General features: G+C 55.8%; 16 protein-coding genes and 1 tRNA gene. 14 read left to right on the forward strand and 3 right to left on the reverse strand.

Annotated features, from left to right (window positions below; all coding sequences use genetic code 11):
* The first annotated feature begins 175 nt into the window (after positions 1-175).
* The 6 genes from fimA to sfmF all read left to right on the forward strand — a co-directional run bounded on the left by fimA (position 176) and on the right by sfmF (position 6187).
* Positions 176-739, forward strand: coding sequence for a type 1 fimbrial major subunit FimA (gene fimA / locus ACHH0Z_RS13065; protein WP_008499333.1), 564 nt, complete (start codon positions 176-178; stop codon positions 737-739).
* Between the two features lie 68 nt (positions 740-807).
* Positions 808-1353, forward strand: a complete 546-nt coding sequence (gene fimI, locus ACHH0Z_RS13070) for a type 1 fimbrial protein subunit FimI (protein ID WP_008499334.1) — start codon at positions 808-810, stop codon at positions 1351-1353.
* 34 nt (positions 1354-1387) lie between these two features.
* The gene (fimC, locus tag ACHH0Z_RS13075; protein WP_008499335.1) at positions 1388-2080 is read left to right on the forward strand and encodes a type 1 fimbria chaperone FimC; all 693 of its coding nucleotides are present in this window, start codon (positions 1388-1390) and stop codon (positions 2078-2080) included.
* Positions 2081-2094: 14 nt separating this feature from the next.
* Positions 2095-4656 (forward strand): fimbrial biogenesis usher protein, encoded by a 2562-nt coding sequence (locus tag ACHH0Z_RS13080; RefSeq protein ID WP_045407931.1) that lies wholly within the window; start codon positions 2095-2097, stop codon positions 4654-4656.
* On the forward strand, positions 4649-5656 hold the full coding sequence (fimH, locus tag ACHH0Z_RS13085; RefSeq protein WP_045407928.1) for a type 1 fimbria D-mannose specific adhesin FimH: 1008 nt from the start codon (positions 4649-4651) through the stop codon (positions 5654-5656). Before ACHH0Z_RS13080 ends, fimH begins: the two co-directional genes overlap by 8 nt.
* Before the next feature lie 9 nt (positions 5657-5665).
* Positions 5666-6187, forward strand: coding sequence for a fimbria assembly protein (sfmF, locus tag ACHH0Z_RS13090; RefSeq protein ID WP_008499338.1), 522 nt, complete (start codon positions 5666-5668; stop codon positions 6185-6187).
* Between the two features lie 51 nt (positions 6188-6238).
* Here the strand turns inward: sfmF and fimZ are convergent, their stop codons facing one another.
* The 3 genes from fimZ to ACHH0Z_RS13105 form a co-directional block, all read right to left on the reverse strand.
* Positions 6239-6871 (reverse strand): fimbria biosynthesis transcriptional regulator FimZ, encoded by a 633-nt coding sequence (gene fimZ / locus ACHH0Z_RS13095; protein WP_045407926.1) that lies wholly within the window; start codon positions 6869-6871, stop codon positions 6239-6241.
* An 800-nt stretch (positions 6872-7671) separates the two neighbouring features.
* On the reverse strand, positions 7672-8400 hold the full coding sequence (locus ACHH0Z_RS13100; protein WP_045407924.1) for a response regulator transcription factor: 729 nt from the start codon (positions 8398-8400) through the stop codon (positions 7672-7674).
* Positions 8401-8424: 24 nt separating this feature from the next.
* The gene (locus tag ACHH0Z_RS13105; RefSeq protein WP_045407921.1) at positions 8425-9123 is read right to left on the reverse strand and encodes an EAL domain-containing protein; all 699 of its coding nucleotides are present in this window, start codon (positions 9121-9123) and stop codon (positions 8425-8427) included.
* Between the two features lie 278 nt (positions 9124-9401).
* On the opposite strand from ACHH0Z_RS13105, the gene ACHH0Z_RS13110 reads away from it, so the two are divergent.
* The 8 genes from ACHH0Z_RS13110 (at position 9402) to ACHH0Z_RS13145 (ending at position 19312) form a co-directional block, all read left to right on the forward strand.
* Positions 9402-9478, forward strand: a tRNA-Arg gene (locus tag ACHH0Z_RS13110).
* A gap of 102 nt (positions 9479-9580) precedes the next feature.
* Positions 9581-10411, forward strand: a complete 831-nt coding sequence (locus tag ACHH0Z_RS13115; RefSeq protein ID WP_021241600.1) for a CPBP family intramembrane glutamic endopeptidase — start codon at positions 9581-9583, stop codon at positions 10409-10411.
* 358 nt (positions 10412-10769) lie between these two features.
* Complete coding sequence (locus ACHH0Z_RS13120) at positions 10770-11786, forward strand: iron ABC transporter substrate-binding protein (RefSeq protein ID WP_045407918.1); 1017 nt, start codon at positions 10770-10772, stop codon at positions 11784-11786.
* Between the two features lie 24 nt (positions 11787-11810).
* A complete protein-coding gene (locus tag ACHH0Z_RS13125; protein ID WP_021241598.1) occupies positions 11811-13385 on the forward strand; it encodes an iron ABC transporter permease in 1575 nt (524 codons plus the stop codon).
* Between the two features lies 1 nt (position 13386).
* Positions 13387-14418 carry an ABC transporter ATP-binding protein gene (locus ACHH0Z_RS13130; RefSeq protein WP_045407916.1) on the forward strand — a complete coding sequence of 344 codons (1032 nt, stop codon included), beginning with the start codon at positions 13387-13389 and terminating at the stop codon, positions 14416-14418.
* 149 nt (positions 14419-14567) lie between these two features.
* Complete coding sequence (gene yahO, locus ACHH0Z_RS13135; protein WP_021241596.1) at positions 14568-14843, forward strand: DUF1471 family periplasmic protein YahO; 276 nt, start codon at positions 14568-14570, stop codon at positions 14841-14843.
* Positions 14844-15028: 185 nt separating this feature from the next.
* Positions 15029-17212 (forward strand): TonB-dependent siderophore receptor, encoded by a 2184-nt coding sequence (locus tag ACHH0Z_RS13140; RefSeq protein WP_045407913.1) that lies wholly within the window; start codon positions 15029-15031, stop codon positions 17210-17212.
* Between the two features lie 126 nt (positions 17213-17338).
* Positions 17339-19312, forward strand: a complete 1974-nt coding sequence (locus ACHH0Z_RS13145) for a PhoX family phosphatase (RefSeq protein WP_045407911.1) — start codon at positions 17339-17341, stop codon at positions 19310-19312.
* The last annotated feature ends 64 nt before the right edge of the window (positions 19313-19376 follow it).

A 19376-nucleotide genomic window follows, 5' to 3' on the forward strand; every position in this document is an offset into this window, starting at 1 on the left:
TTCTTAGGCGGGATTAGGATGTGACCTGGTAAAATGGCAGCGTTTTGACATATTTAAAAATCACCTCCTGAGCTACTTTGTCTCCTCCGAAATAAGCTTTCAATTACTCAATTGAACGTATTTCTTATTCCCGATTTTTCGCGGGAAGGGTTATTTACATTTTAAAGGAATAGACATGAAACTCAGCAACATTGCTTCTACTGTTATTGCAACTTTGGCCCTGGTTGCGGGTGCCGCAAATGCAGCGGATCCTGCTGCGCCGGTTTCCGTAAATGGCGGTACCGTACATTTTAAAGGTGAGCTGGTTAATGCGGCTTGTTCAGTAAATACTGATTCTTCCGAGCAGACCGTTAATCTGGGTCAGTATCGTACCGCGAAATTCACCAAAGTGGGCGACACCACCTCTAATATTCCGTTCAACATTGAACTGAACGATTGCGATCCGCTGGTGGCCAAAACTGCCGCTGTTGCGTTCACCGGTCAGATCGACCCAACCGACAAAACCCTGCTGGCCGTCACCTCCGGCAGCAACGACAACACCGCGAAAGGCGTGGGTATCGAGATCCTCGACAGCAAATCCAGCGTTCTGACCCCAGACGGTGCGACCTTCTCTGCTGCGCAGACGCTGATCGAAGGGACCAACACCCTGAAGTTCACCGCGCGTTATAAATCCACGGCTGCGACTACCGAGCCAGGCCAGGCGAACGCTGACGCCACCTTCGTAATGAAATACGAATAATTCCTCCGCACAGGGATGTTCAGGCCTCAGGGACGAGGCCCGTCATACGCTATTGCCAGGAACAAAGGATGACAAGGACAGGAACACTACTGCTGTTAACCCTTGCGATGGCTTGCCCGGCATCGGCGCATACCGTGGTGATCGAAGGCGGCAAGGTTCATCTCAGAGGTGAACTGGTGAACGGCGGCTGCGCCGTGGCGCCCGACAGCCAGAATATGCGCATCGATATGGGGCAGTACCGAACCAATTCATTTTCCGGCGTGGGCAGTTTTTCCACGGTGAATGTGCCTTTCACCGTACGGCTGCTGGACTGCAGCGTTGATGTTTCGCGCACCGTGGGGATCCAGTTTCAGGGGGCCACACCCGCAGAAGATCCTCAGGTCTTTCTGGCGACATCGCGACCAGGTGAAACGCCTGTCAGCAGCGGCGTTGGGCTGGCGCTCTTTGACGAGCAGCAGCGTCAGATTATCCCAAACGCCACGGCCGTCAGCTGGCTGCCGATCGATACCCGCGAGCTGGCGTTCCATTTTAGCGCCCGCTATCGGGCTATTTCCGAACACCTCGAGCCAGGCAAAATTCAGTCGGATGTCTGGTTTACGTTGATTTATCCATAACACCTGCGAACACATTATTAAAGGTACGGTTGTGATGAATACCCTAATTAAACCAGGACTTTTTTTATCGTTTATTTTAATGATGGTTTCTGCCTGCGCGAATGCATCCGGCGGTATTGCGCTGGGAGCCACCCGCGTTATTTACCCGGCGGACGCGAAGCAAACGTCGCTGGCGATCACCAACAGCAATAAACAGGAGCGCTATTTAATTAACGCGTGGATCGAAAATGCGAACGGGCAAAAAGAAAAAACATTTGCCGTCACGCCGCCCCTGTTTGTTAGCGAGCCGGACAGTGAAAACACGCTGCGCATTATTTACGCCGGTCCTGCGCTGCCTGCCGACCGTGAATCGCTGTTTTACATGAACGTGAAAGCGATCCCGTCAGTGAACAAAGCCAAAACGGAAAACAATAACGTGCTGCAGCTGGCTATCCTCTCGCGCATCAAGCTGTTTGTGCGCCCGAACAACCTGGCGATGCAGCCGGAAGAGGCGCTTTCCCAGCTGCGGTTTGAGCGCGCGGGTAACCATCTCAAAGTCAGCAACGCGTCTCCGTATTACATCACCCTCGTCAATCTGAAGCTGGGCGGGAAGACGCTGGATAACCTGATGGTGGCGCCGAAAAGCGCGGCACAGCAGGTGCTGCCAGCCGGTGTCGGCGGCACGCTCTCCTGGCAGAGCGTGAATGACTACGGTGCCATCACGCCGGCGCGTAGCGTCAACCTGTGAGCAGAGTCAGGGCGATGAAAAACCATCAGGGACGTTACTGCCCGGTTGCACTGGCGCTGATGGCTGCGCTCTGGCCGCAGGCTGGCTGGAGCGAAAGCTATTTCAACCCGGCCTTCCTGTCCGACGACACCGCCAGCGTGGCGGATTTGTCGCGTTTTGAACAAGGACACCAGCAGGCACCCGGCGTTTATCGCGTGGATATCTGGCGTAACGATGAATTTATCGGGACTCAGGACGTGCGTTTTGAGCAGGCAGAGAACACGCCGCCGGTGGCGGGCGGGCTATCGCCGTGTATTACGCGGGCGATGCTCGACCGCTTTGGCGTCAACGTCGCGGCGTTTCCCGAGCTGGCTCAGGTCCAGGGTGAGGCCTGCGTCCCGTTGACCACGGCCATTCCCGGTAGCGAAACGGTATTCAACTTTGCCTCACAGCGCCTGAACGTCAGCCTGCCGCAGGTGGCATTGCAGAACAGCGCCCGGGGCTACATTCCGCCGGAACAGTGGGATGAAGGCATTCCCGCCGCGCTGCTGAACTACAGCTTTACGGGCAACCGGGGCAGCGAAGACGACAGCTATTACCTCAACCTGCAGAGCGGGCTGAACTACGGCGCCTGGCGTTTACGTAACAACGGCGCATGGCGATACACGCAGACCAACGGGCAGCGGCACAGCGAGTGGCAGAATATTGGCACCTGGGCGCAGCGCACCGTGATCCCGCTGAAAAGCGAACTGGTCCTGGGCGACAGCAATACCGGCAATGACGTCTTCGACAGCATGGGGTTCCGCGGCGGAAGGCTCTTCTCGTCTGACAGCATGTATCCGGACAGCCTGCAGGGCTACGCGCCCACCGTGCGCGGGATCGCCCGGACGCCCGCCAAAGTGGTGGTGCGTCAGAATGGCTACGTGATCTATCAAAGCTATGTGCAGCCGGGCGCATTTGCGATTACCGATCTCAACCCCACCTCCTCAAGCGGTGACCTGGAAGTGACGGTAGAAGAGAAAGACGGTACCCAGCAGCGCTATACCGTGCCGTACTCCACCGTGCCGCTTCTGCAGCGTGAAGGGCGCTGGAAGTATGACCTCGTCGCGGGGGATTACCGCAGCGGTAACAGCGATCAGGATACGCCGTTCTTCACCCAGGGCACCCTGATTACCGGGCTTGCCAACGGCTTTACGCTCTACGGCGGGACGCAGCTGGCGTCACGCTATACCGCGGTCGCCGTCGGGGCCGGAAAAAACCTGGGCGACTGGGGCGCGGTTTCGCTCGATATCACCCACGCCCGCAGCCAGCTCGCGGACGACAGCAAGCATGAAGGACAGTCCCTGCGCTTCCTCTATGCGAAATCCCTTAACGGCTTTGGCACCAACTTCCAGCTGCTGGGCTACCGCTATTCCACAAAAGGGTTTTACACCCTGGACGATGTGGCATGGCGCTCAATGGAAGGCTATCAGTATGCCGACAGCCAGGACGATAACGATGTGCCGGACGTGCAGAGCTATCACAACCTGACGTGGAATAAAAAAGGCCGCTTCCAGCTTAACGTTTCTCAGTCGCTGGGGGATTACGGCTCGGTCTATATCTCCGGCAGCGAGCAGACCTACTGGGGAACCGACGAGTCGAACCTCTGGTACCAGCTGGGGTATGCGGGAGGCATGAAGGGGGTCAACTACTCCGTTTCGTGGTCGTGGAATAAATCCGTCGGGATCGACGGCACCGACCGGATCGCGTCGTTTAACGTCTCCGTGCCGTTCAGTATCTTTACCCGTCAGGGCTATCGCCGGGACAGCGCCATCGACAGGGCCTACGCCACGGCATCCGCCAGTCGGAACAGCGATGGCGACACGAGCTGGCAAACCGGCGTCAGCGGCACGCTGTTGGAAGACCGCAACCTGAACTACAGCGTGACGCAGGGACACACCAGCACCAACGGGTCAAGCGGAAGCGCCAGCGCCAACTGGCAGGCGACCTACGGCACATTGGGCGTGGGCTACAACTACAGCGACGATCAGCACGATCTCAACTGGCAGCTCTCCGGCGGGGTCGTCGGTCATGCCGACGGCGTGACCTTCAGCCAGCCGCTGGGTGACACCAACGTGCTGATCAAAGCGCCGGGGGCATCCGGCGTCAGCGTGGAAAACCAGACCGGCGTGAGAACCGACTGGCGAGGCTATGCGGTGATGCCGTATGCCACCGTCTACCGCTACAACCGCGTGGCGCTGGATACCAACACCATGAGCAACAACACCGACATCGAAAACAACGTGAGCAGCGTGGTGCCGACCAAAGGCGCGCTGGTGCGCGCCAGCTTTGATACCCGCATTGGCGTGCGCGCCCTGCTGACGGTAACACGCGGCAACCAGCCCGTGCCGTTTGGTGCGGTGGTCCGTGAGACCCGGAGCGGTGTCACCAGCATGGTGGGGGATGACGGGCAAATTTACCTGAGCGGGCTGCCGCTGGAAGGCGAGCTGCTGATCCAGTGGGGCGACGGGGCGCAGTCTCAGTGTCGCGCGCCTTACAGCTTGCCTGAAAAGAGCCTGCAACAGGCAATCACAATGAAGGGGATTCGCTGTGAATAAAACCCACATCTTAGGCTTGTCGCTTCTGGTGCTACTGCCTGCGGCAAGCGCATTCGCCACCGTGTGCGTCAATGAAAAAGGCGTGCCGACGGAAGTGCATTACGACCTGACGGACAAATTCAATAGCTCGAATAACCAGATTGGACAGGTCGTGACGCTCAGCGAGAAGTCGCAGTGGGTAGGGGTCAATGCCGTCTGCCCGAAGGGCACGGTCGGGAATACCACCAAGCGTAGCTATGTGACCGATTATCAGGTTACAGGAACGAGCGATGGCTATCAGTATCTGAAGCTGAACGACTATCTGGACGGGGCCATGAAAATCACGGACAGCTATGCTGGCGTGTTTTATCCGCCAAAAAACTATATCCAGATGGGGAGCCACCCTAACGTCTCCAAAAACAGACCGTTTGGCGTTCAGGACTCCAGCCTTGTGTTCCGCCTTAAGGTAACCCGACGTTTTATTAATATGGTCGTGATCCCGCGCGCCACCATGTTCCGCGTTTACGTCACCACCACCTCCTCGGATCCGCTCACCACGCCGGTCTATACCATCAGCTACAGCGGTACCATTCAGGTGCCGCAAAGCTGCGCTATCAATGCCGGTAACGTGGTGGAGTTTGATTTCGGCGACATTGGTGCCTCCTTGTTCAGCAAGGCGGGCGTAGGTAACAAACCGGAGGGCGTCTCATCGCAAAGCAAAACCATTGCGATCAAATGCACCAACGTCGAGGCGAACGCCATGCTGACGATGCGCGTAGAGGCGGAGAAAGTCTCTGATAATGTGCTGGTGTCGGATAACCCGGACGTCGGGTTCATCATTGCCAACGAGAGCGGTGCGCCGCTAACGCCTAACAACCTGACAAGCAAAATTCCGTTCCGCCTCGACGACAGCGCGCAGGCAAAGGTGGGGATCCGCGTCTGGCCAGTGAGCGTGACGGGCAACAAGCCAGCGGAAGGGCGTTTCACCTCGCGCGGGTATTTGCGCGTGGATTACGACTAAGGAGCCGATATGCGAAACGGGATCCGTTTTCTCACCGTGGCGCTCTTTGCGCTTTGCACACAGGCTCAGGCGGACACCGCGTTGGGTGAAATTAACATTCGGCTCTACGGCAATATTGTCGATTTTACCTGCGTTGCGGAAGGCAGCGACAGCGACAAGACCGTCACGCTGGGCACCTGGCCCACGAAACAGCTCAGCACCACCGGGAGCCGCACGCAGCCCATGCCGTTTACGCTGAAGCTGACCGGCTGTCCGCCGGGCGCGGCGTCGATTACGTTTTCGGGTAAAGCCGACGGGAGCAATAACGGTTTGCTGGCGCTGAACGACGCCAGTACAGCGAGCCGTGTCGCGGTAGAGATCAGGGATGCGGATAAAACGCGTCTGGCTCTCCAGCAGGCCAGCCAGCCGGTCTCGGTTGATGCGCAGGGGAATGCAACATTGTCGTTTTATGCCAATTATATTGCCACTGCAGATAACCCTCAGCCCGGACGAGCCGATGCGGATGCCACCTTTATGATTAACTATAATTAGCACTGACCGCACTCCCTGCAGCTCAGATAAGCTGCAGGGAGTGAATTCAGGTTAAAGCAGCTCGTGCGCTTTGGCGTAATCAATTAATTCCACGATGCTTTGCACGCCCAGCTTGGAATAAATATTGGATTTATGCGCGCTAATGGTTTTGTTGCTTAATAGTAGCTGTTCAGCAATTTCCTTATTGGATAATCCATTCGCCAGATAGCGTAATACCGTGACCTCGCGATTTGATAATGGCATATCGACTGCCATCCCTTTCCCTGAACCCAAATGGTTTATAAAGTTCAGCGTTTCCGATGGGAAAAAGGAATAGCCCATCAGGATCATTTCTACGGCGTTGTAGATCTCACCCAAGTCTTTTCGTTTACTGACGAAGCCATTTGCCCCGGCGCGAATGGCGCGACTCGCGTAAAATAACTCTGATTTAGATGAGAGGAACAGAACCTTAATATCTTTGTTTAAGTTTCTGATTCTCTTAAGTAAAGCGAAAGCATCCGTGCCCGTGAGTTCAATGTCAAGGATCACCAGATCGATAGGGTGATTACGGATACAGTCAAGGACTTCATGGCTATCGCCAGACTTGAGCTTGACTGTGATATTCTTATTTTTCTGTAGCAGGACTTCTATCGACATTCTGACGATAGGATGTTCGTCCATAATGATAACGGATGCCGGTTTCATTTTTAATGCCTCAGATTGTTAAAAGCGTTATGCAGAGTTTGGTAAAACTCTCGAAATGCCGGAAGGATATAATGTGCAGATCCCTATACCGTAGTATTTCCCTGGAAAGAGCGAAAGCATCCTTGTTTACGTAATGAAAAGAACTATGCCTCAGCGCGGTCATCTCATTTGGCTGGTGTTGGCAAAAAGGTTTTTCTTATTCAGATTTGGTACGCTTCTTATTATACAGGGTAAGTTTTTTCCGAAAACCCTGTAAATTAATCACAGGATATTGGTTTGTATTATCTTCTGGATCTGAATCGCTATTTTTTTAAATTTAGCGGAAATATCCTGTTATCCCATTTACCGCATATTTTCATCTTTATGTAATAACAAAAAAAAACAGATATCTCTGTATGTTGATCAATTGTTAACAAAAATACGCATCATTTTGGGGGACTCGCCCGGTCTGATGAGGTGAACAATTGCCCTCGCAGGCCGTCAGACCTTCATCTGAAAGCGTGAAGGTTGACCTTCAGCTCCGCAACTCCTGCACAGGAGAACATGCTATCTGCTTCGCTTTTCCCTCCAGGGCGCAGTCGCTAAGCTGCTTGTTTTTACATCATTATCATCTTGTTAACGCTGTCTGCATTCACTTAACGGATGGAGGAAAGTGCTGCCGTTCGTTCAATTTGTGGCATTTCACAAGGTTCTCGCCCATAAATTAGGAATAGTTATAATTTCGACTTTATTGTTAAAAATTAACATTTTTGAAACACGAATGGTAAGTAAATTCTTAAAGCGCTTTAGGAAATAAGGGGTTAGGACGTGAGTGAAAACGTGCAGTCTGAGAGGTTATTAAGAAGATGCAACAATTCCTGTCGATGTCTCAGTCCCAGCTTCACCAGGATGCAGCTAAGACGATAGATAATGCGGCTATAGGGACGATTCTGCATAAGGGCAATCTGACGTAACGTCTTGCCCCGGGAAAGTTCCTGCAGGATCGGCCATTCATTGCGGTTGAACCAGTCTTTGTCGGAGCCCTGTGGCGGGCGGGCATCCAGCAGGCTGTGCTGGAGTGCCGCGGCGTTCAGCTGGCGCTCAAGCACATGAAAGGGACCTGCCGCTTTGCAGAAAAGGCGGGTGTCGTAATTATCGGCCCGGACTAACAGCCAGGGCGTCAGGAACGGAGGAAACAGGCTATGCCTTCTCAACTGATCCAGTTTCTCCAGAAGCCCCGCTGACCGGCTTTCAATATCCACGACCAGACGGGCGGAGGGCCATTGCGTCTGTGCGACAAGGGCGTCGTCCAGCGTGGCGAAATCGCAGCAGCTGCTCAGGGGAAACTGCCCGTTGAGAAAACCGGTGCGCAGGAAATGATCCTCCGTCACCAGGAGAATAAACGGGGCGTCTGTTTTGCGGGGCTGGCTGATGGACTGGCTCAAAAATTCGAGCCGGTCGAAAAAGGGGGGAGCAAAAGGTGAGCGCGTAAATCCCAGTGCATCACTTCCTGTACGCCGCCGCCGGTAACGGCGCACTGTCATTCGCATGGTCTCCCTCCTGGAAATGGCGTTTTAATCCTCCGGCCATGTCCAGGACGGCCAGTAATATCCCTGGCCGAAGTCTGCGCCTGCCTGCAGTGCCCAGGTACGATCGCGTTCAGTCTCAATACCTTCGATAAGCACTTTCCCGGCAAGCTGAAAGCAAAGGGAAACCAGTTGCCTCAGCGCAGGGGTGTCGCGTAAACGCCAGAATGCTTCCTTATCTATTTTGATGCCGCTTAACGGAAGTCGACAGGATAAAAACGACTGCACTAAGACATCATCAATGTCATCCAGCCAGATAGCGTGCCCCTGTCTGCTCAGCTGCTGCAGATTCTGAACCACGCGCTGCTTCTGCGCGACGGACAGCGCCAAAAAAGCCGCAAGGTCGACAAACTCAATATTGAGCGGCACGCAGGGGAGTCTGATGAGCCGCTGGAAGGACGCAGGCTCTGTCAGGACGGTTATCGGCAGATTAATAAAAAGGTTATGACTGTGCGGCGTATTTTTTAACGCAGCAAGCTGCGCCTCAAGCAGCGTTAGCGACCAGCCAGCGGACCGATCGCAAAAAAAATCCTCACTGTGCCGCGTATCAGCCAGGACGCTAAGGACCTCGACGCCAACCTGACGCAAAGAGGCGAGGGCGACGATAGGCTCAAGCTTAATGCCGACGATGTCCTGAGAGAGGTACTGTAACCGGGGGGGCGTATCGATCAGGTTTTGCGCTGTCACTCCATTGTCCTGTTGTCTGTCAGCCTCCAGGCGGCCGGGATACTTGGCTCTAGTGTGACGAGCTGACGTTCAGGAAAACAGCAGGCGTTACTTAAATGCAACTAAGCCTTTTCGCAGCGCTAAATTTTACGGTAAAACAGGGAGGAATGTTGAGAAAATAGCCGTATTTACAATTGGCTAGCGGTAATTGGCCCTGAAAACGGAAAAGGCATTGACTCACCTGCCATTGACCGTATAATTCTTCGCGTTTCACCACCGCGAAGTACACGCTTCTCAGTGCGCCCTTAGCTCAGTTGGATAGAGCAACGGCCTTCTAAGCCGTAGGTCGTAGGTTCGAATCCTACAGGGCGTGCCATTTCATTTCATAGAGTTACGCCTCACTCACATCCTCCTGATTTCCGTTGTGGGACATATTTGGGACATCGACCCTAAAATTTATCGGTCATGAAGGACATTTATGTGGTATCTACTCGCAATTTCGCTTGCCGCACTTTCCCTTAATAAAAGCCTGGCTTACCTGCTGCTGGGATTAACGGCATTTCTCGGCTGGAAACAGAGCATTCTTGACGCCCCGGCGCTGCTGGTTATTGCGTCAATCGTTATTGCCTGGTCTGTTGTTGAATGGCTACGTAATAAGGATGATAAATACACTTATCTGATTGAAGGCCTGTGTGTGATCATCGCCGTTACCCTGGTTATGCATGTACTCCCGGGCTTCCATAATCCCAAAGTGCTGGATGCTGTCGTCGTTGGTCCGCAAAGCATACCGTTCAGTATGTACTTTAATATGGACAAGGCGGTGGTGCCGTTCTTTTTAATTACGTGCATGCCAACGCTATTCGTAGCAAAACCCCTCTATAAAATTGGCAAGCTCGGCTGGGTAATATTGGTACTTGCGGTACCCGCGCTGTTACTTCTGGCTGTGGCGTTGGGCGGGCTGAGAATTGAGCCACATGCGCCAGAATGGTTCGCGCAATTTGCCCTTGCGAATATTTTCTTCGTCTCTTTGGCCGAGGAAGCCCTGTTCAGAGGCTACCTGCAGCAGCGCTTGTCCCGGATCGTTCATCCTGTTGTCGCGTTGTTGATGGCCTCAGTCCTCTTTGGGCTGATGCATTATAGCGGCGGTTTACTGCTGATTATTTTTGCCAGCCTCTCCGGCATTATTTACGGCCTGGCGTGGATGTGGAGCGGCAGGCTCTGGGTTGCAACGTTATTCCATTTTGGGCTGAACTGCGTGCATTTATTGTTCTTCACCTATCCTGTGTATGCCCCTCATGCGGCTATGTGATGCTTTTTAAATGAGTAGCCAAATAAATTTAGCTACCTCCGGATAAGCATAAAAAGCCCCCGCAGTATCGGGGCTTTTTTATTTCTGCCGGGCGCGAGAATAACAGATTTACCTTCGCGCCATAATGAATAGAAGGCTAATGAATTTCGTTGTTGGCAGGCTTAAGGTTTTCTTAATCTAGAAATTATCTCGCATTAAAATTTGGATTTTTATCATTACAAAATCGGCTAAAAAGAAATTTTACACTTTTACGCGTAAACTGGATTGATACTAATTATCATTAGCGTTGTTGTATGCTTTAATCCTGTCCCACAAAGCTATGAGTGGTTACTCCCGTTGGTCTATTAAGGATATGTTCATGAATTCTCGCCTGCTGTCCTGCTTCTCGCTTGCCTTGTTGTCATCATCCCTTTTCCTTTCCACACAGTCGGTTGCCGCCGATAACAACGACGGTATCGTTGTTTATAACGCGCAGCATGAAAACCTGGTGAAGTCGTGGGTTGACGGTTTTACCAAAGAAACCGGGATTAAAGTCACTTTGCGTAATGGTGATGACAGCGAGCTGGGTAACCAGCTGGTGCAGGAAGGCAGCGCATCGCCGGCAGACGTGTTCCTGACGGAAAACTCGCCGTCCATGGTGCTGGTGGATAACGCCAACCTGTTTGCCCCGCTGGATTCAGACACCCTGAAGCAGGTACCGGCAGAGTATCGTCCGGCGCATGGCCGCTGGATCGGCATTGCTGCCCGCAGCACGGTGTTCGTCTATAACCCGGCGAAGCTGAGCGAGCAGCAGCTGCCTAAGTCGCTGATGGATCTGGCGAAACCCGAGTGGAAAGGCCGCTGGGCGGCATCACCGTCAGGCGCGGATTTCCAGGCTATCGTGAGCGCGATGCTGGCCCTGAAGGGCGAGCAGGCCACCCTGGAGTGGCTCAAGGCGATGAAAGCCAACTTCGTGGCCTATAAAGGCAACAGCACCGTGATGAAAGCGGTCAATGCGGGTCAGATTGATGGCGGGGTGATTTACCATTACTACCGCTTTGTCGATCAGTCCAAAACCGGTGAGAACAGCAAAAACACTCAGCTCTACTACTTCAAGCACCAGGACCCGGGCGCGTTTGTGAGCCTCTCCGGCGGTGGCGTGCTGGCGTCCAGCAAGCACAAAGCGCAGGCGCAGGCCTTCATCAAATACATTACCGGCAAAGAAGGTCAGGAAAGCCTGCGTACCAACAACGCCTTTGAATACGCCGTGGGCGTGAACGCGGCCTCAAACCCGAAACTGGTCCCGCTGAAAGATCTTGATGCACCGAAAGTTGAACCTTCAACGCTCAACAGTAAAAAAGTTATCGAGCTGATGACGCAAGCCGGCCTGCTGTGATCCTGAGAGTGAAGTGAAGGTCTTATGTCTGGTCTAAGTCTCGACATCGGAAAAAACAGAGTGCAGGAGCCTGCCCGCAGGCGTCCTGCACTGCCGATGGTTGCGTTAGCTGTCTTGTTTTCATTACTGGCGCTTCTGCCTTTGGGTTTTATCATTGCCATTGGCATTGAGACGGGCTGGGAAACCATTAAGGCGCTGGTGTTTCGCCCGCGTGTGGCTGAGCTGCTCAGCAACACGCTGTGGCTGACGGCCCTGGCGGTTCCGCTGTGTATCGTGACGGGCGTGGCGATTGCCTGGCTCACCGAGCGCACGCAGCTTGCCGGACGGGGCATCTGGTCCGCGCTGGCGGTCGCCCCGCTGGCCATTCCCGCGTTTGTGCAAAGCTATGCCTGGGTGAGCGTGGTTCCGTCGATGCACGGGCTCTCCGCGGGCGTGTTTCTCTCCGTGCTTGCCTACTATCCCTTTATCTACATGCCGGTTGCGGCGGTGCTGCGCCGCCTTGACCCGACGCTCGAAGATGTCGCCGCGTCGCTCGGCACCCCGCCGTGGAAGGTCTTTTTCCGCGTGGTGCTACCCCAGCTCAAGCTGGCTATCTGCGGCGGCGCGCTGCTGGTGGCGCTGCACCTGCTGGCGGAATATGGTCTGTACGTGATGATCCGCTTTGATACCTTCACCACGGCCATTTATGACCAGTTTCAGTCTACCTTCAGCGGCCCGGCAGCAAACATGCTGGCGGGCGTGCTGGCTTTGTGCTGCCTCGCTATCCTGGTGCTGGAAGGCGTGACGCGTGGAAAAGCACGCTACGCGCGCATTGGCGCCGGGGCTGCGCGCGAGCAGAAACGCTGGCCGCTGAAGCCTGCGGCTGCCGCGCTGGGGCAGCTGTTTTTCATGGTGCTGATCGTCCTGGCGCTGGGCGTGCCGTTAGCTGTTCTGTGTCGCTGGATTTGGCTCGGCGGGGTGGAAAACTGGATGAGCGCCGATCTCTGGCATTCGCTGCGCCAGACGCTGATGCTCGGCGTGGGCGGCGCGCTGCTGACGACGACGTGCGTGATCCCCATCGCGTGGCTCGGTATCCGCTACCCGCACCGTATCTTCCGGATGCTGGAAGGGTGCATCTATATCACCAGTTCGCTGCCGGGCATTGTCACGGCGCTGGCGCTGGTCACCGTTACCATTCATTACGCCCGTCCCATTTACCAGACGGAAATTACCCTGTTCCTTGCCTATCTGCTGATGTTTATGCCCCGTGCGCTCATCAACCTGCGGGCGGGAATTGCGCAGGCGCCGGTTGAGCTGGAAAACGTGGCGCGCAGCCTTGGCAGCACGCCCGCGAAGGCGCTCTGGAGCGTCACGATGCGGCTGGCCGCGCCGGGTGCGGCGGCGGGGGCCGCGCTGGTGTTCCTCGGCGTCAGCAACGAGTTGACCGCCACGCTGTTACTCTCTCCCCTGGGCACGCGCACGCTCTCTACCGGATTCTGGGCGCTGACCAGCGAAATTGACTATGTCGCCGCCGCGCCTTACGCGATGCTGATGATCCTGATTTCCCTCCCGCTGACCGCCATTCTCTATATGCAGTCGAAGAAAATTGCAGGGCTATGACATGCTTGAATTAACCGCCATTTCTAAATCGTTTGCTGATGTGCAGGTGCTCGACAGCTTAAACCTGAGCGTTGCGCCGGGGAGCAGAACGGCTATTGTCGGGCCGTCGGGGTCAGGTAAAACCACGCTGCTGCGTATTCTTGCCGGGTTTGAGACGCCTGACACCGGTCGTATTGTTATGCAGGGGAGAACCCTGTTTGATGAAAACCGTTTTGTCCCTGCCCACCAGCGCGGGATCGGTTTTGTGCCGCAGGAGGGCGCGCTGTTCCCGCACCTCAACGTGGCAGACAACATTGCCTGGGGGCTGGACGGGACCCGCCACGAAAAACGCCAGCGCGTTGAGGCGCTGATGGAGATGGTTTCGCTGGACAGGCAGCTCGCCACGCACTGGCCTCACGAGATTTCCGGCGGACAGCAGCAGCGCGTGGCCCTTGCCCGTGCGCTGGCCCAGCGTCCTTCACTGATGCTGCTGGATGAACCGTTCTCGGCGCTGGATACTGGCCTGCGCGCCATGACGCGAAAGGCCACGGCCGATCTGCTGGCCGAAGCGGGCGTGGCCTCGATTCTGGTTACCCACGATCAGAACGAAGCGCTCTCCTTTGCCACGCAGGTTGCCGTCATGCGTTCCGGACGCTTCACGCAGGTCGGGACGCCTTATGAGGTTTACACCCGTCCCGTTGACGAAGAGACGGCGCTGTTTCTTGGTGATGCGCTGATCCTGCCTGCGCAGCTCACCGCGGGCTACGCCCTCTGCGCCCTGGGTGAGGTGCCCACAGACAACCCGCTGGCGACAGGGCAGGGCAGAGTGATGCTGCGCCCGGAGCAGCTGAGCGTGGTGGCATGCGCCTCACATGAAAGCCCGATCTCCATTCTTGATGTGGATTTTACCGGTCACCTGTCGACGCTCACCCTTGGGCTTACCGGACAGCCGCAGCCCGTCACCCTCAAGACCGTCAGCCAGCCAGGATGGAACCCGGGCACGGCGGTTCGCATTGATATTGCTGGCACCGCGCGTGTATTCGACTATTCTTAATATTCATTAATAATTTCATGCAATGGACTGTTATAAAAGAATTTTCCAGAATATATGGCATTTCCTGAGATTCTCTACCATGCTCATAAAACCTCACCATCATGCGTGAGGTTTTTCGTAGTTGCTGATTAATCTCAAGGAAAAAGGTTATGAAAAAGACGACTGCTATTTTGTTGGGAACGGCGTTACTGTTTACGACCAATGCTTTTGCTGCCCAACTGCTGACTAAAAATGAGTTCAAGAAAGTCGAGTCTCAGTATCAAAAAATCGGTACGGTAAGCACCTCAAATGAAGTATCGGTTGATGATGCAAAAAAAGAACTGATTGAGAAAGCCGATAAGCAAGGCGCGGATGTTCTGGTGCTCACCTCAGGGAACACCAACAATAAAATTCACGGTACGGCTAATATCTACAAGAAAAAATAACGTTACTGCAGCCACCCCATTTTGGGGTGGTTGTTCCTCATCCTGTCTCCCCACCTCTTCCTGTTGTTCGCGGTTACGCTTGCTAACGCATGGATAATGCGTATAGTTCTCATTTGCATTGCTATCAATACATTCTAAGGCCTGACAATGGGCTATTTTTGCGCGCACTTTCAAATGAGTTAACGATGAACAACACCAGAATACACAAAACGCTGCTGGCGCTTGCCGTTGGCGCGGTAACGCATTCCGCCTTCGCGGCGGACGATCAAAAAGAAGATACCCTCGTTGTGCACTCTGCACCGGTCAGCGATTTCAAACCCGGTGGCGACCAGCTGGTACCGGCCTTCCTTGACGGACAGGTGGCGAACGGCGGGCGTATGGGGATGCTCGGTCAGCAGAACGCCATGGACGTGCCGTTCAACATCATCAGCTACACCTCGAAGCTGGTGGAAGATCAGCAGGCGAAAACCATTGCTGACGTGGTCGCCAACGACGCGGGCGTACAGTTCGTTCAGGGGTACGGCAACAGCGCGGAAACCTACCGCATCCGTGGTCTGAAGTTCGACGGTGACGACATGACCTTTGGCGGACTGTCCGGCGTGCTGCCGCGTCAGGTGGTGGATACGCAGATGGTTGAGCGCATTGAGATCTTCAAAGGGGCAAACGCTCTGATGAACGGCGCGGCGAGCTCGGGAGTGGGCGGGATGATCAACCTTGAGCCAAAACACGCGGGCGAACTCCCGCAGGCGAAAGTGGGTCTGGACTACACCTCCGATTCTCAGATTGGCACCACGCTGGATGCGGGCCGTCGCTACGGCGACAGCGACCAGTTTGGCGCGCGGGTGAACCTGGTCCACCGCGAAGGGGAAACCGGCATACCGAACGACCGCCGCCGCACCACGCTGCTCTCCACCGGTCTGGATTACAAAGGCGACCGTTTCCGCACCTCGCTGGATCTGGGTTATCAGAAGAAAACCTTCCACGGCAGCCCGACCAGCGTCAATATTTCGGCGGTGGATTTCGTGCCCGAGCCGCCGAAAAACGATCGTAACTTCTCGCAGAAGTGGGCCTACAGCGATATCGAAAACGAGTTCGGGATGTGGCGCAGCGAGTACGACATTACCGATAACTGGACGGCCTATACCGGCCTGGGCGCGCAGCACGCGCATGAAGAAGGGATCTACAGCGCGCCGAAGCTGGTGGACAAGAGCGGCAAGGCGACGGTCAGCCGTCTGGATACCAACCGCATCAGCGATTCCGTCAGCGGGATGGCGGGCATTCGCGGCAACTTCAACACCGGCTTCGTCTCGCACAAGGTCAACGTTGGCTATTCTGCGATGACCAAAAATGAAAAGATCGCGTGGAAAATGTCGGCGACGAAGGATAACCCGACCACCAACATCTACCACAACACCGGCGTCGATATGCCGGACAGCACCAACCTCAACGGCTCAGGCGGGAAGTACAGCGATCCGCTGACCAGCGGGCGCACCCGCACCCAGGGCTGGCTGTTGAGCGATACCCTGGGCGTGCTGGACGACAAACTGCTGTTCACCGCTGGCGCGCGTCATCAGAAGGTGGTCATTCGCGGGTATAACAAAATTACCGGTGCGGAAAACGCGGCAGACGGCTTCGACGGCAGCCGCTGGATGCCAACCTACGGCGTGGTTTACAAACCGTGGGAAGAAATTTCCCTTTACGCCAACCACACCGAAGCGCTGCAGCCGGGCAAAACCGCGCCTAACACCGCCACCAACTACGGCCAGAGCACCGGCATCGTTCACTCTAAGCAGAACGAAGTGGGCGTGAAGGCGGACTTTGGCCGCGTGGGCGGATCGCTTGCGCTGTTCGAGATCAAAATGCCGTCGGCGATCCTCGATGCTAACAATCACTATGGCCTGGATGCCGAGCAGCGTAACCGCGGCGTGGAGCTAAACGTCTTCGGCGAGCCGATGCTCGGGATGCGCCTCAACGCCAGCGCCACCTGGCTGCAGGCGGAGCTGACCAAAACCAAAAACGGCGTAAATCAGGGCAACGATGCCATTGGTGTCCCGAACGTCTACGCCGTGCTGGGGGCAGAGTATGACATCAAGCCGATTGATGGCCTGACGGCGACCGCCCGCGTCAACCACTCTGGCGCGCAGTACGCCGATCTTGCCAACACCAAAAAGATCGACAGCTACACCACGCTGGATCTGGGGATGCGCTATCGCTTCGCGGTGAACCACAATGCAAACCAGATGACGGTGCGCGCGGGCATCGACAACGTGACCAATGAAAACTACTGGGCCAGCGTGGACGATTCCGGCACCTACATCACGCAGGGCGAGCCGCGTACCTTTAAGGTCTCGGTTGGCTACGAGTTCTAAGCGTTCCACCTCGTTATCCGGGGCAGGGACGCCCCACACCTCCGCCGTTGTGTTATAAAATTGTAATAAAAGCTTCTTAGACTGGTCGCCGACTCCTTACCTCTTGGCCAATGACAGGAAGCCGCTATGGGCAGACCCCTCAAATCCGTTTTTAAAAAAGAACATCGCGACGACATCGCTAACCGCAGCGCGAACCCGGTATTCTCCGAGGTTGCAGAGGTGTTCCTCTCCCGCCGTCGTTTTCTCCAGATGGGCGCCGTGGCGGGCGCTGCCGTTTCATTCCCCTTTCTGATCAAACCCGAAAATGCGATTGCCGCGGTATCAAAGCCTTCTGCACTGGCAAAAGCGGTTTCCCTGGGCTTTACCAGCATCGACGTCTCCACGGAAGATACGGTAAGGGTGCCGGAAGGCTATATCGCCCGCCCGTTTTATCGCTGGGGTGACCCGACGGGGATCAAGAACAACATGCCGGCCTTTAAGCCGGACGCCAGCAACACCGCGGACGAACAGGCTGCGCAGGCGGGCATGCATCATGACGGCATGGCGTGGTTTAGCCTGCCGCAGGGGGAGCAAAACCCGGAGCATGGCCTGCTGGCAATGAACCATGAGTACATCGACAACGGGATGCTGTTTATCGACGGTACGGCGAACTGGAGCCTCGACAAGGCCCGCAAGGGGCAGAACGCGATGGGCGTGTCGGTGGTGGAAGTGAAAAAATCGGGCAGCGACTGGCAGGTGGTTCGCCCGTCTTCGTATGCCCGCCGCATTACCGTCAATACGCCGATGCAGCTTACCGGCCCGGCGCGGCATCAGGACTTAATGAAAACCGCCGCCGACCCGCAGGGGGAGCGCGTGCTGGGCACCATGCAGAACTGCGCCAACGGCCATACGCCATGGGGCACCTATCTCACCTGCGAGGAGAACTGGTCGGATATTTTTGTCAAAAAAAGCGATCTCAACCCGCTGGAAAAACGCTACGGGATCAGCGACAGCGATGAATCCTACCGCTGGAACGAGGTGGACGAGCGGTTCAGCGTTGATAAAACCCCTAACGAACCTAACCGCTTCGGCTGGGTCGTGGAGATCGATCCCTACAACCCGACCTCCACGCCGCGCAAGCACACCGCCCTGGGCCGCTTCAAGCATGAGGGGGCGGCCGTCACGCTTGCCGCCGATAACCGCGTGGTGGTCTATATGGGGGACGACCAGAAGTTCGAGTACATCTATAAGTTTGTCTCGGACAAAAAATACGATCCCGCGAACCGTGAAGCCAATATGCAGCTGCTGACGTCCGGCACGCTGTACGTTGCCCGCTTCAACGAAGACGGGAGCGGCGACTGGCTGCCGCTGATCTTCGGGCAAAATGGCCTGGATAAGAGCAACGGGTTTGAAAACCAGGGCGATCTGCTGATTAAAACCCGCCTGGCGGCAGACGCGGTGGGGGCAACGAAGATGGATCGCCCCGAGTGGATAGCGGTCGACCCGCACGCCAGCGGCAGCGTCTACTGTACGCTCACCAACAACAGCGATCGCGGGAAGGAGGGTAAGGCACCGGTTGATGCCGCCAACCCGCGCGCTAATAACGTCTTTGGTCATATTATGCACTGGCACGAAGAGGGGGCCGATCCTGCTGCCGCTCGCTTTAAGTGGGATATTCTGGTGATGGGCGGGCGGACCGACAGCGACGATCCGAAGGCTAAAGGTTCCATGCAGGGGGCGGCTTTCGGCAGCCCCGATGGCCTGTCGTTCGATCATCAGGGCGTGCTGTGGATCCAGACCGACGTCTCTTCCAGCACCATCAATAAGAAAGCCTACGAGGGGATGGGCAATAACCAGATGGTGGCCACCATTCCGGGCACCAACGAGTACCGTCGTTTCCTGACCGGACCGCGCGGGTGTGAAATCACCGGGATTGCGTTTACGCCGGATAACCGGACGCTGTTCATCAACATTCAGCATCCGGGGGAGGGCGGGGATGATATCACCGACCCTGCTAACCCTCGCGCTGTTTCCAACTGGCCAGACGTGAACCCGAACGGACGCCCGCGTTCCTCAACGGTGGTCATCGTCAAAGCGGACGGCGGGATCATCGGCTCATAACCTTGCATCGCCGGGGGCATGCCGTGCTCCCGGCGTTAAACTTGCTACTGCCAGCATGAAGTGT

Source organism: Enterobacter cloacae complex sp. 2024EL-00227, assembly GCF_043945315.1.
GTDB lineage: Bacteria > Pseudomonadota > Gammaproteobacteria > Enterobacterales > Enterobacteriaceae > Enterobacter > Enterobacter roggenkampii.